This window comes from Comamonas sp., assembly GCF_036643215.1.
Taxonomy (GTDB): domain Bacteria; phylum Pseudomonadota; class Gammaproteobacteria; order Burkholderiales; family Burkholderiaceae_C; genus Comamonas.
In genome coordinates this window covers 106,214-118,453 of record NZ_JAVXSJ010000004.1, presented here as the reverse complement: position 1 = coordinate 118,453, position 12,240 = coordinate 106,214, and the positions used below count along the sequence as shown (strand labels likewise).

12 protein-coding genes are annotated in these 12,240 nt (G+C 60.0%); 7 read left to right on the top strand and 5 right to left on the bottom strand.

The genetic code is table 11. From position 1 onward, the window contains the following. Window positions 1-786, top strand: a complete 786-nt coding sequence (locus RSF91_RS04880) for an SDR family oxidoreductase (protein WP_332567356.1) — start codon at window positions 1-3, stop codon at window positions 784-786. A 99-nt stretch (window positions 787-885) separates the two neighbouring features. Here RSF91_RS04880 and RSF91_RS04875 read toward each other — a convergent pair whose 3' ends face one another. Beyond that, window positions 886-1,410: an RNA recognition motif domain-containing protein gene (locus tag RSF91_RS04875; protein WP_332567355.1), complete on the bottom strand. Its 525-nt coding sequence runs from the start codon at window positions 1,408-1,410 to the stop codon at window positions 886-888. Between the two features lie 231 nt (window positions 1,411-1,641). Beyond that, window positions 1,642-2,010, bottom strand: a complete 369-nt coding sequence (locus RSF91_RS04870; protein ID WP_099739370.1) for an RNA recognition motif domain-containing protein — start codon at window positions 2,008-2,010, stop codon at window positions 1,642-1,644. Window positions 2,011-2,507: 497 nt separating this feature from the next. On the opposite strand from RSF91_RS04870, the gene RSF91_RS04865 reads away from it, so the two are divergent. The 6 genes from RSF91_RS04865 to RSF91_RS04840 all read left to right on the top strand — a co-directional run bounded on the left by RSF91_RS04865 (window position 2,508) and on the right by RSF91_RS04840 (window position 9,421). Beyond that, entirely contained in the window at window positions 2,508-3,077 is a 570-nt protein-coding gene (locus RSF91_RS04865; protein ID WP_332567354.1) for a TMEM165/GDT1 family protein, read from the top strand. A 215-nt stretch (window positions 3,078-3,292) separates the two neighbouring features. Next, window positions 3,293-4,456 (top strand): homoserine O-succinyltransferase MetX, encoded by a 1,164-nt coding sequence (metX, locus tag RSF91_RS04860; protein WP_332567353.1) that lies wholly within the window; start codon window positions 3,293-3,295, stop codon window positions 4,454-4,456. Beyond that, window positions 4,453-5,037, top strand: a complete 585-nt coding sequence (gene metW, locus RSF91_RS04855; protein WP_099739363.1) for a methionine biosynthesis protein MetW — start codon at window positions 4,453-4,455, stop codon at window positions 5,035-5,037. Before metX ends, metW begins: the two co-directional genes overlap by 4 nt. 236 nt (window positions 5,038-5,273) lie before the next feature. Then, on the top strand, window positions 5,274-6,815 hold the full coding sequence (locus tag RSF91_RS04850) for a methyl-accepting chemotaxis protein (protein WP_332577349.1): 1,542 nt from the start codon (window positions 5,274-5,276) through the stop codon (window positions 6,813-6,815). A gap of 113 nt (window positions 6,816-6,928) precedes the next feature. Beyond that, the gene (locus RSF91_RS04845) at window positions 6,929-8,422 is read left to right on the top strand and encodes a M20 family metallopeptidase (protein WP_332567352.1); all 1,494 of its coding nucleotides are present in this window, start codon (window positions 6,929-6,931) and stop codon (window positions 8,420-8,422) included. Window positions 8,423-8,554: 132 nt separating this feature from the next. Further along, window positions 8,555-9,421 (top strand): alpha/beta hydrolase, encoded by an 867-nt coding sequence (locus tag RSF91_RS04840; RefSeq protein ID WP_332567351.1) that lies wholly within the window; start codon window positions 8,555-8,557, stop codon window positions 9,419-9,421. Between the two features lie 16 nt (window positions 9,422-9,437). On the opposite strand, the gene RSF91_RS04835 is transcribed toward RSF91_RS04840, so the two are convergent. The 3 genes from RSF91_RS04835 to RSF91_RS04825 all read right to left on the bottom strand — a co-directional run bounded on the left by RSF91_RS04835 (window position 9,438) and on the right by RSF91_RS04825 (window position 12,130). After that, complete coding sequence (locus RSF91_RS04835) at window positions 9,438-10,172, bottom strand: SOS response-associated peptidase (protein WP_332567350.1); 735 nt, start codon at window positions 10,170-10,172, stop codon at window positions 9,438-9,440. A gap of 4 nt (window positions 10,173-10,176) precedes the next feature. Further along, a complete protein-coding gene (locus tag RSF91_RS04830; RefSeq protein WP_332567349.1) occupies window positions 10,177-10,917 on the bottom strand; it encodes a 16S rRNA (uracil(1498)-N(3))-methyltransferase in 741 nt (246 codons plus the stop codon). Between the two features lie 106 nt (window positions 10,918-11,023). Next, window positions 11,024-12,130: an aminoglycoside phosphotransferase family protein gene (locus tag RSF91_RS04825; RefSeq protein WP_332567348.1), complete on the bottom strand. Its 1,107-nt coding sequence runs from the start codon at window positions 12,128-12,130 to the stop codon at window positions 11,024-11,026. Between the last annotated feature and the right edge of the window lie 110 nt (window positions 12,131-12,240).

The following is a 12,240-nucleotide window of genomic DNA, read 5'->3' as shown; positions in this document are numbered from 1 at the left end:
ATGACAAAGCCGGGGCTGGTCTACATCACGGGCGCCTCCAGCGGCATTGGTCAGGCACTGGCCCAGCATTACTATCAGCGCGGCTGGTCATTGGCATTGGTGGCCAGGCGCACGCAGGTCATTGAGCAATGGGCGAAGTCCATAGGCATGGATGAGCAGCGCTATGCAGTCTATGAGGCGGATGTATCAGTCATCAACAGCGCTTGCCGTGCGGGGCAGGCATGTCTGGAGCGGCAAGGTCTGCCCGACATCGTGATTGCCAATGCAGGCATCAGCTGGGGCGTGGACACCTCACTGCGCGAAGACCTTGATGTCATGCAGCAGGTGCTCGCTTGCAACACCATGGGTTTGGCGGCCAGCTTTCAGCCATTTATTGCTCCCATGGTGGGGCGAGGCTCTGGGCGCCTGGTGGGAGTATGCAGCGTGGCTGGTATTCGTGGCTTACCCGGCCATGCAGCATATTCAGCGAGTAAGGCAGCGGCTATTTCCTACTGCGAAAGTCTGCGTGTAGAACTGCAGAAAACAGGGGTGTCCGTAACCAGTTTATTGCCTGGCTATATTGATACTCCTCTGACGCAAAATAACCCCTATCCCATGCCTTTTTTACTCGCTCCAGCTGAGTTTGCGAGGCGTGCCTATCGCGTGATTGAGCGCAAGGCGCGATATGTTGTGATTCCCTGGCAGATGGGTATTGCAGGGCGGGTGATACGGCTGCTTCCGGCGTTGATCTGGGACAAGATGACGCAGGGGAAAACGAGAAAACCCCGTTATCTGAAAGAAGATTGAAGTTAATAAATTGGCGATATTTGCCTATACATTTTAATATCAAGATTAATAAAAAAGGCACTTAAAAGTGCCTTTTTTATTTGCGATGAGATGCGGAATTTATTCGCCGCGGTTATCACCACCGCCATAGCCGCCGCGACCACCATGACGTGGGCCGGAGCCGTAGGGGCTGCGGAATCCGCCATCGCTGCGGCCACCGTAGCCACCGCCGCCTTCGCCGCCACCACGGTTGTAGCCACCTTCGCTACGACCGCCGCCATAGCCGCCGCCATAGCCGCCGCCACCACCACCGTAGCCGCCTTCGCGGTTACCACCGCCAAAGCCGCCTTCATTGCGGAAGCCGCCGCCGTAGCCGCCGGTACGAGGAGGACGGGGCTCCATGGGACGTGCTTCGTTGACCACGAGGCTGCGACCGCCCAGTGGTTGACCATTCATGCCCTGAATGGCTGCTTGTGCCTCGGCATCATTTCCCATTTCTACAAAGCCAAAGCCTTTGGAGCGGCCCGTGTCGCGTTCCATCATGACGCGTGCGCTGGCGACTGCGCCAAATTGACCGAATGCCTGCTCCAGATCATTGTCGCGCACACCATATGGAAGGTTGCCGACATAAAGCTTATTGCCCATTAATAACTCCTAGCTCCTCAATGCCTTTAATTTGCGATCGACTTCAGGACGTCGGCTGCAAGAAAACACGCACAAAATCCTAAACACCTATACGCTTGCGACTGGGAAATCCCAGAGTGTCGAATTATGGGGGAGGTTAATGGAAAAAATAAATGCTCGAAAACCGCGGTGATAACGTTTAGCAACAAAAAAAGGATCCGAAGATCCTTTTTTATTATGGGCGATAACTAATTAATAGCTATTGCGACGGCCGTAACCGCCGCCATCGCCACGGCCGCCGCCGAAGCCGCCACCGCCTTCACGGCCGCCACCGAAGCCGCCGCCGAAGCCGCCGGAACGGGGAGGACGTGGCTCCATGGGACGTGCTTCGTTCACAACGAGGTCACGGCCACCGTGGTTTTGACCGTGCAGGCCTTGGATAGCAGCTTGTGCTTCAGCATCGCTGCTCATTTCGACAAAGCCGAAACCCTTGGAACGGCCGGTGTCGCGCTCCATCATGACCTTGGCGCTGTTCACAGCACCGAATTCGCTGAAGGCTTGCTCCAGATCTTGGTCGCGGAAAGAATAAGGCAGATTGCCGACGTAAAGCTTGTTGCCCATGATGGACTCCTGAAAAAACTTGAAAACGCGATGGAGCCCTAGGGAGTCAACCAGCGATGACAACGGTAGAGACGCTAACGCACTCGCCTCCATCTAGAAACATGATCTCTAAACAAAGACTTGAGCATTATGAGTCATCAGCGATACCGCTGTATTCTGAAAGCTTGAAATTTCGTGTTGGTAACAACATTGAAGGGGCGGGAATTACCCTAAAAGACACAAATTTGAATATCTATATGCGCTGTTGTCTTACAAGACTAAAGAGCTAGAATGGCGCCTTACTGTCTTTGGGGAGTAGGCCGTTCGGCAACCACATGCCGGATGTATGCGTCAACAGACTTGGATCTTCGCGATCTATGGCGCATGCGACACCGTGAGCAATTCAGGGTGTGACTGGCCGAGACCATTGATTACGTACCGAGCAAACCTATGGACAAATAGGCCGGAGTCGGTGCGTGGTCAATGCGTTATCAGCCCACTCCGGCCGTTCCCACATCATGGAAGCTTTTCTCGTATCTACCTCCATCGTCGCTCTGGCCGAGATGGGGGATAAGACCCAACTCCTGTCGTTGGTACTGGCTGCCAAGTTCCGCAAGCCCTTGCCGATTGTTGCGGGCATTTTTGTGGCGACTGTCGTCAATCATGCGCTGGCAGGCGCGGTCGGCAACTGGATCACCACGGTGCTTGGCCCCGATATGCTGCGCTGGATTCTGGGCGTTTCCTTCATCCTGATGGCGGGCTGGATGCTGATCCCCGACAAGCTCGACGATGACGACACTGGCAATGAAGCGGGCCGCTGGGGCGTGTTTGGCACCACGCTGCTGCTGTTCTTCATCGCCGAGATGGGGGACAAAACACAGCTGGCCACCGTGGGCCTGGCTGCCAAGTACCCGCTGTCTTATTACTGGGTGGTGCTTGGCACTACGCTGGGCATGATGCTGGCCAATGCGCCGGTGGTGTGGTTTGGCGACAAGATCACCAAGAAGCTGCCCATCAAGACCATTCACCGGGTGTGCGCCGTGATCTTCCTGGTGCTGGGTGTGGCTGCACTCCTGACCAAAGTGTGAGGCTGCTAAAAGCATAGCTGCCTGCGTATGACTCTAAAGGGCTTGACTGCTGTAACAGTCACCTTGTGAGTCCGCCGTAGTGGATGCAGTACACTGCCCTTTCACGCGCCGATTTGCCAAAGCTTGCGGGCGCTTTATAAATCCAGCTAAAGACCCGTCCGCGAAGTGAAAGTACACCGACCCGGCCTCGTTTTTAGCGATGCCGGGTTTTTCGTATGTCCTTCATCGCCACACCGCAATCCATGCACTTTGACGAGGCGCTGCCCTTGCAAAGTGGTGGTTCCATTGCCAATTACGACCTCGCTTTCGAGACCTATGGCCAGCTCAACGCCGACAAGAGCAACGCCATCGTGGTCTGTCATGCGCTCAATGCCTCCCACCATGTCGCAGGCAGCTACGAAGGCCAGCCCAAGAGCGAGGGCTGGTGGGACAACATGATCGGCCCGGGCAAGGCGGTTGATACCAATCAATTCTTTGTCATTGGCATCAACAACCTGGGCTCCTGCTTTGGCTCAACCGGGCCCATGCACATCAACCCGGCCACCGACAAGCCTTACGGTGCTGACTTCCCTGTGGTCACGGTGGAAGACTGGGTAGATGCGCAGGCGCGTCTGCTTGACCGTCTGAGCATTCACAAGCTGGCCGCTGTGCTGGGCGGCAGTCTGGGCGGCATGCAGGCGCTCTCATGGTCGCTGCGCTACCCCGAGCGCATGGGTCATGCCGTGGTGGTGGCCAGTGCGCCCAATCTGAACGCCGAGAACATTGCCTTTAACGAAGTGGCGCGCCGCGCCATCGTGACGGACCCGGACTTCAACGGAGGCCACTTCTACGAGCACGGCGTGGTGCCCGCGCGTGGCCTGCGCATTGCGCGAATGATTGGCCACATCACCTATCTGAGTGATGACGTGATGAACCAGAAGTTCGGTCGCCAGCTGCGCGATGGCATGGACCTCAAATACAGCACGCAGGATGTGGAATTTCAGATCGAGAGCTATCTGCGCTATCAGGGTGAGAAGTTCAGCGGCTACTTTGATGCCAACACCTATTTGCTCATCACCCGCGCGCTGGATTACTTTGACCCGGCTCGCAGCCATGGCGGTGAGCTGACGCCGGCACTGGCCGTGGCCCAAGCCAAGTTCTTGCTGGTGAGCTTTACGACGGACTGGCGCTTTGCCCCGGCGCGCAGCCGCGAGATCGTCAAATCGCTGCTGGAGAACAACCGCGATGTGAGCTACGCCGAGATCGATGCGCCCCATGGACACGATGCGTTTTTGCTCGATGACCCGCGCTACATGAGCGTGATGCGCTCCTATTTTGAGGGCATCGCCCAGGAACTGAAAACCGCCAACCGCGCAGAACGCACAGGAGATGCCGCATGACCGAGCTGACCACCATGAAAGCCATTGCCGAGCTGGTGCCCAAGGGCGCGCGCGTGCTGGACCTGGGCTGCGGCGACGGTGCCTTGCTGGAGCATCTGGTGCGCGAGCGTGGCTGTACGGGCTACGGCGTGGAGCTGGACGATGCCAATGTGCTGGCCTGTACCCGCCGCGGCGTGAACGTGCTGCAGCTCAATCTGGAAGACGGCCTCGCCATCTTTGGCGACAACAGCTTTGATGTGGTGCTGCAGATCGACACGCTGCAGCACTTGCGCAATGCCGAGACCATGCTGCGTGAGACCGCCCGCATCGGCAAGCAGGGCGTGGTGGCCTTCCCCAACTTTGCGCACTGGCAAAACCGCCTGTCCGTGCTGCGCGGGCGCATGCCGGTCACGCGTCGCCTGCCTTATCAGTGGTACGACACGCCCAATATCCGCGTGGGCACGTACAAAGACTTTGAGGTGCTGGCCACCAAGAACCGCCTGCGTATTCGTGACTCTTTTGGCCTGCAGAACGGGCAAGTCGTACGCAGTCTGCCCAATCTGCTGGCGACGACGGCGGTGTTCCACATCGAGCACGGCTGATGGCTGCTCTTTAAACAGTAGCTGTCTGCGCATGATTAACGTGGGTTTTCTTTTGAAAACTCACTAAAACCCATGCTTAAAAAACGCTAACAGCTATGAAATTTAAAGATAGCGGGTGGTTCCCATGCTGCTTGGCGGGTACATTGCAAAAAAATGTAAGTGTCTGACTCATAATCAATCATTCCCTTTTTTGATATGAATCAACGCGCGGACCGCTCTTGTCTGCGCGCATTGCCATGCGTTTTAGTTCCCGTCTGATTTTTTGCTCGGCTGCACCTGCAGCCTTGTTTGTTTTGGCCCTGCTCAGCAGTCAATGGGGGCTCACGCGCACCCAGTCTGACTTCAACGATTACCTGAAGAACAACCAGGCCGTGGTAGCGCAGCTGCAAGAGCTTTATGCGCAGGGTCTGCAGTCTGGTCAGGCGCTGCGCAACATCGTGCTGGACCCGTCGGACAAGCAGGCCGTGCAGAACTTGGGTAATGCCCGCCAAGCCTATGACGCGGCCTATGCCGACCTGCGCCAGCGCGTGCAGGGCACAGCTATGGAGGCGGGCGTGGGCAATATGCAGGCTCTGCGCCAGGCGCAGTCCGCAGCACAGGACAAAATCGTGCAGCTGGCGAGCGAGGACTACGACACCGCCGCCGCAGCCCTGAAGAACGAGGAAACCCCAGCCTGGCGCAAGCTGCGCGAAGCCTTGCTGCAAGACCTCAAGGCGGCCCGCGATGCGGCAGAGGCTTCACACCAGGAAACCCGCAGCAGAGCCCAGCGCACGCAGCTGTGGTCTGGCGTACTGGCCTTGCTGGCCGTGGTGGTGGCGGCGGCCATGCTCTTGGTGATGGTGCGTACCCTGCGCCGTGAGCTGGGCGGTGACCCGGCTGAAGCCCGCCAGGCACTGCGCCGTGTGGCGGATGGAGACCTCAGTAATACAGGTCACAACATGGCGGCTCAGGGCCTGATGGCTGACCTGCAAACCATGCGCCAGTCGCTGCGAGAACTGGTGCAACGCGTGCAGGGCGCATCGGTGGAGATGCACCATGCATCCAGCGAGATTGCGCAGGGCAATGCCGACCTGTCCGCCCGCACCGAAAGCCAGGCCAGCGCGCTGGAAGAAACAGCGGCCAGCATGGAGCAGCTCAATGCCACCGTGCGCCAGAACGCCGACAGTGCCCAGACGGCCAACCAGCTGGCGCAAAACGCATCGCAGGTGGCGCAGCAAGGCGGCGACGTGGTGGCCCGCGTGGTGGAGACCATGCAGGACATCAATGCCAGCAGCGCGCGCATTGCCGACATCATTGGCGTGATTGATGCCATCGCTTTCCAGACCAATATTTTGGCGCTGAACGCTGCGGTGGAAGCCGCGCGTGCCGGTGAGCAAGGCCGTGGCTTTGCTGTGGTGGCGACCGAGGTGCGGGCGCTGGCCAAGCGCAGCGCGGATGCGGCCAAGGAAATCAAGCAGCTCATCACTGCCAGCGTGGAGCGCGTGGAAGACGGTAGTGCGCTGGCCGATCAGGCTGGCAGCACCATGGGCGAGATCGTTCACGCCATTCGCCGCGTCACAGACATCATGGGCGAGATCAGCGCCGCGAGTCACGAGCAGAGCGCGGGCGTGGCCCAGGTCGGTGAAGCCGTCACGCAGATGGATCAGGCCACCCAGCAAAACGCTGCGCTGGTGGAAGAAAGCGCAGCGGCTGCAGAGGGCCTGCGCCAGCAGGCCGAGGGCTTGCTGCACGCGGTATCGCGCTTTCAGCTGGAGCGGGGCGCGGTGGCGCTGCGCTAAGCCTTCACCGGCCATGCCAATGTCTGCGGCGTAGCCTGCGGGCATTGGCGCACAATCACGGGCATGGCGCGGGCCTGTCATGGCTCGCCGCCCCCTCATTGAAGGAGCCGACCATGAACGCACGCACTCCCGCCAATCTGCTGCAGCCGCAAGATGCACTGCAGCACATCACCCAGCAGTGGGATCAGAGCATCCTGCCCGAGCTGACGAACTACATCGCCATCCCGGCCAAATCGCCCATGTTTGCGCCCGACTGGGAGCAGCAAGGCCATATCGCCACTGTGCTGCGCAATGCAGCCACCTGGGTGGAAGCGCAGAAAGTCGCCGGGCTGAAGCTGGAAGTGATTCAACAGCCGGGCCGCACGCCGCTCATCTTTTTTGAGGTGGAAGGCACGGCGGAAAAAGCATCGACCAGCCCCACGGTGCTGATGTACGGGCATCTGGACAAGCAACCCGAATTTGAAGGCTGGCGCAGCGACCTGGGTCCGTGGACGCCCAAGTACGAAGACGGCAAACTCTATGGCCGTGGCGGTGCCGATGATGGCTATGCCGTCTATGCCAGCGTGGCCGCGATTCAGGAACTCAAGCGGCAGAACGTGGCCCACCCGCGCATCGTCGGCATCATCGAGACCTGCGAGGAAAGCGGCTCTGCCGACCTGCTGCCCTATGTGGATGCTCTGCGCCCGCGTCTGGGCGATGTGGGTCTGGTGATCTGCCTTGACAGCGGCGCCGGCAACTATGACCAGCTGTGGCTGACCACCAGCCTGCGCGGCATGGCCAGCGGCACGCTGAAGGTGCAAATTTTGAGCGAAGGCGTGCACTCGGGCGATGCCTCGGGCGTGGTGCCCTCGTCGTTCCGCATCATGCGCCAGGTGCTGGATCGTCTCGAAGACAGCAAGAACGGCCGCGTGCTGCCCGAGAGCTTTCACTGCGACGTGCCCGCTGACCGCATGATGCAAATTCGCGCCACGGCGGATATTCTGGGCGAGGACGCCTATGCCCGCTTTCCCTGGGCGCACTATGACTGCGGCGGCTCGGCGCGAATCTCCTTGCCCACAACTACTGACCCAGTCGAAGCACTGGTGCGTCGCACCTGGGAGCCTACGCTGAGCGTGACGGGCGTGGAAGGCATGCCCAGCCTGCAGAACGCGGGCAATGTGCTGCGGCCCTACACGGCCTTCAAGCTCAGCCTGCGCCTGCCACCGCTGGTGGATGCGGCGGCCTGTGTGCAGGAGATGAAGGCCTTGCTGGAAGACAACGCGCCGTATGAAGCCAAGGTGACTTGGGAAGGCTTGTCCAGCTCCAGTGGCTGGAATGCGCCGGGGATGGATCACTGGTTTGAAAAAGCGCTGAATTCAGCGAGTCAGGCGCACTTTGGTGCGGGCTGCGGCTATATCGGCCAGGGCGGCACGATTCCGCTGATGAATATGCTGAGCAAGGGCTTTCCAAAGGCGCAAATGATGGTTTGCGGCGTGCTGGGCCCCAAGAGCAATGCTCACGGCCCTAACGAGTTTCTGCATGTGCCTTACGCCAAGAAGCTCACGGCTTCTGTAGCTGAAGTGATTGCCGCCATGGCGCGTGCGCAGGCAGAACCTGAACAGGCCTGATTTCAGTATCAAAACAGGCTGCAGCTCAATGTTTTCAGGCGGTATATGCTATCTAATTTGATGGCTTGCTAAGCGAAGGCGGCTGCGTCTTTACGGATTGACGCGCCGCCCGGCGGCTTGCATGCTGCTTGCATGAATGCCGCCCTTCCAGCCATGCAGATCAGCCATCTGGCCGCCCCCGACGGTACACAGCTTTGCCTGCGTGACTGGCCGGTAGCAGCCAGCACCCGGGCACGGGCCACGGTGCTCATCGTCCACGGGCTGGGGGAGCATGGTGGGCGCTACGAAGCGCTGGCGCGCACTCTCAACGAATGGGGCTTTGCGGTGCGGGCCTATGACCACTACGGTCACGGCCTCTCCGGCGGGCCGCGTGGCGGGCTGAGCAGCGATACAAGGCTGCTTGACGATCTGGCCGTGGTGATGGACGCCACGCGTGCCGCCATGCCGTATCAACAGCCTTTGGTGCTGTTAGGCCACAGCCTTGGAGGGCTGGTAGCTGCAGATTTTGTAGCGGCAGGCATGCGCCATGTCGATGCGCTGGTGCTCTCATCGCCCGCGCTGGCGCTGCATCTGTCTGGGGTGCAAAAAGTCTTGATGGAATATCTGCCCAAGCTGCTGCCGAATTTGCGCATTGCCAATGGCGTGCAATCGCGCCATCTCTCGCACGATGCCTCAGTGGTCAAGGCCTATGACGACGACGCCTTGCAGCACAACCGCATCAGCGCCAGATTGGCGGGCTATATGGGGAGTGGCGGCGGTCGTGTGCAGGCCAAGGCACGCCACTGGAGCGTGCCCACGCTGCTGATGTGGGCCGGGCAGGACAAGCTGGTCAACCCCGCTGGCAGCGCCTTGCTGGCCGAGCATGCACCCGCCGCCGTGCTGCAGGCCCAGTGCTTTGACGAGGCCTATCACGAGATCTTCAATGAAAGCCCCGAGCTGGCCGCGCCGGTGTTTGCGCGGCTGGAGCAGTGGTTGAACCAGCAGTTTCCTGCTGAATAACGACTCTTGGCGTCTTTTAGAACTGCGAAGGCGGCTGCTTGCGGCCTTTTTCCACAGGGTTGGCGCGCAGCTTTTCTGTGGGGTAGGCGCGCAGAAACTCTTTGGCCTTATTGACCTTGGCATTGAGCCATGCGTCGTATGAGCCTTCGTTCAAGATGGCGGGCATGGCCTTGTCGTTACCGGCGTGGCCGTAGCGGTTCATCAGCGCATGGGCATTGGCGTTGACGGTGATGATGGCGTAGCTGGTGATGATTTCACCGTCTTCGCCCACCCAGCGTGCCCAGACGCCTGCGGCGCCCATGGGGTTGTTGTCCACGCGGGTGATGCGGGTGGGCACGGGCTTGCCGGAGCGCACGTCATCGACCTGGAACGATTGCAGAGGCACGATGCAGCGCTGGCCAGCCAGCCACGCATCGCGAAACGCTGTGCCGGTGGTCAGGCTATCGATCTTGGCGGTGACCAGTTTGAGGGCGCGCAGGCGGCCGTCCGAGGCGGACTTGACCCAGTGCGGCACCAAGCCAAAGCTTGCAGGCACCAGAGCGCGCTCTACGGGCAATGCGGGTGCTCCTTCTTCAGGAGCTGTAAACGTACGCCCTAAAAGCGCTGCAGAAGATTCTGCGGCTGCATTGACGATGACGCAGCCCGAGCGACGCGGGGTGATGATTTTTTCGGGCAGAGTCTCTGGCGCATCAACGCGAAAGTTCTGCGAATAAAACTCGGGCTTGGCCAGAGAGAGGTGACAGCTGCTCATTGATTTACTCCAGTGCCAGCAGGGAAAGGGCGGCGACAGAGGCCGTTTCGGCGCGCAACACGCGGGAGCCGAGGCTGGCAGGCTTCCAGCCTTGTGCCAGCGCCCAGTCTTCCTCTTGCGCGGTCAGACCGCCTTCGGGGCCGTGAAGCACCCAGACGGCCTTTGCATCGCCAACGGCCAGTCGCAGTGGCTGGTTGCCTTCGCGCAGGGACAGCACGAGGCGGGTGGCGTCGGCTGGGGGCGCATCTTTGCTGCGCAGCCAGTCGGCCAGTGATTGAGGGGGGTGGATGACAGGCACCTGATTGCGGCCGCATTGTTCGCAGGCCGAAACGGCGATGGACTGCCAGCGCTCGATTTTCTTGTCAGCGCGGTCGCCCTTGAGCTTGAGCACGCTGCGCGCAGCCATCACGGGCTGAATGCTGGCCACGCCCAGCTCGGTGGCTTTTTCCACCAGCCAGTCCATGCGCTCATTGGCGGGCATGCCCACGACGAGGTGGATGGCACGCGCGGCTTCGCGCTCTACAGGGCTGTGGCTGTCTACGCGCACGCCCACATCGCTGCGGCCCATGTGGGTGATGGAGGCCTGAAATTCACCGCCGGTAAAACCGTTGCCGGTCTGGCCTTCAAACAGGGTGATGACATCGCCGGGCTGGTGGCGCAGCACTTGCACATGGCGAGCTGCGCCTGCGGGCAGGTCCAGCTCGGCACCCAGGAGCAAGGGCGTGGGGCAATGAAAACGGGGCATGTTCTTCAAAAGTGAAGCGGCTTGCGCTCTTTGAATAATGACCTCAGACCTTTTTGATACTGAAATTCATACTCAACAAACGCTAGCCGCTATTGTTTTATGTTGCTTACATCCGGCCGTAGGCATAGCCCACCTGCGTCTGGATTCCCTCGATCTCATCGATCAGCTTGAGAAACGGGCCCAGAGCGCGGTAGCGGTCGCAGGTGGTACGGATGTAGTGGATGAAACGCGGGGCATCGGCCAGATATTTAGGCTTGCCGTCGCGCAGCGTGAGTCGGGCAAAGATGCCGGCCACTTTCAGGTGGCGCTGCAGACCCATCCATTCCACGCCGCGGTAGAACTCGCCAAAGTCATCACCCCAGCCGCTGGCGCTGTTGGCGCCGACGAGGCCCGCTTTGCGGGCTTTTTCCCAGTAGCGGATGGTGATGTCGATGATGAAGTCTTCTTCCCAGCTGATGAAAGCATCGCGCAGCAGGCTGGCAATGTCATAGGTGATGGGGCCGTAGACCGCGTCCTGAAAGTCCAGCACGCCCAGTGGCGCACCGCTGGTAACAGGCTGCATCAGGTTGCGCATCATGAAATCACGGTGCACATAGACGCTGGGCGCTTGCAGGTTGTGGGCGACGATCTGGTCGAAGGTCTTGCTTATCAAGGCCTGCTGTTTGTCGTCCAGCGTGAACTTGCGGTGCTGGCCAATGTACCAATCGGGAAACAACTGCAACTCGCGGCGCAGCAGTGCTTCATTGTAAATCGGCAGATTGCCCGTATTGCCGGCCTTGGAGGCCAGCTGCCAGTCGAGCAAGGTCTCAAGGGCAGAGCGATACCAGCCTTCGGCGTCCTGGGGCTTTTCGGGGTTCAGTGCTTCGATGACGGTCTGGCTGCCCAGGTCGTTGAGCAGCATGAAGCCATTGGCGGCATCCCATTCCAGAATCTGGGGCACGCACAGACCGGCCTGGGCCATCAGGCCTTGGACCTTGACGAAGGGCGCGCAGTCTTCCTTGTCAGGAGGGGCGTCCATGACAATCAGGCTGCTGCCGTCGGCGCGATCCAGCCGCAGATAGCGGCGAAAGCTCGCATCGGCCGAGGCGGGGCGCAGAGTTGTAGGAAGCACCTGGTGCTTTGCAGCGAGCGGAGCCAGCCAGGCGTCGAAAGCAGCGTGGCGGGCAGAATCTGCCCAGGCAACGCCGTCTGTGGGGATGATTGAAGCGGTCATGGATAATCGGATTTTACAAACCGATGCCAACCTGTCTGCGGACAGTGGTGCTAGGCTCTCGGTTTTCTGTTGACGTATGCCTGCGCATGCGCGCTTTTGACGCTTTTGAT

Bases quoted from the DNA above. Each gene is read 5' to 3' on its own strand.
- RSF91_RS04835 (WP_332567350.1), bottom strand. From the start codon at position 10,172: ATGAGCAGCTGTCACCTCTCTCTGGCCAAGCCCGAGTTTTATTCGCAG.
- RSF91_RS04825 (WP_332567348.1), bottom strand. From the start codon at position 12,130: ATGACCGCTTCAATCATCCCCACAGACGGCGTTGCCTGGGCAGATTCT.
- RSF91_RS04830 (WP_332567349.1), bottom strand. From the start codon at position 10,917: ATGCCCCGTTTTCATTGCCCCACGCCCTTGCTCCTGGGTGCCGAGCTG.
- metW (WP_099739363.1), top strand. From the start codon at position 4,453: ATGACCGAGCTGACCACCATGAAAGCCATTGCCGAGCTGGTGCCCAAG.
- RSF91_RS04840 (WP_332567351.1), top strand. From the start codon at position 8,555: ATGAATGCCGCCCTTCCAGCCATGCAGATCAGCCATCTGGCCGCCCCC.
- metX (WP_332567353.1), top strand. From the start codon at position 3,293: ATGTCCTTCATCGCCACACCGCAATCCATGCACTTTGACGAGGCGCTG.
- RSF91_RS04875 (WP_332567355.1), bottom strand. From the start codon at position 1,410: ATGGGCAATAAGCTTTATGTCGGCAACCTTCCATATGGTGTGCGCGAC.
- RSF91_RS04850 (WP_332577349.1), top strand. From the start codon at position 5,274: ATGCGTTTTAGTTCCCGTCTGATTTTTTGCTCGGCTGCACCTGCAGCC.
- RSF91_RS04865 (WP_332567354.1), top strand. From the start codon at position 2,508: ATGGAAGCTTTTCTCGTATCTACCTCCATCGTCGCTCTGGCCGAGATG.
- RSF91_RS04870 (WP_099739370.1), bottom strand. From the start codon at position 2,010: ATGGGCAACAAGCTTTACGTCGGCAATCTGCCTTATTCTTTCCGCGAC.
- RSF91_RS04845 (WP_332567352.1), top strand. From the start codon at position 6,929: ATGAACGCACGCACTCCCGCCAATCTGCTGCAGCCGCAAGATGCACTG.
- RSF91_RS04880 (WP_332567356.1), top strand. From the start codon at position 1: ATGACAAAGCCGGGGCTGGTCTACATCACGGGCGCCTCCAGCGGCATT.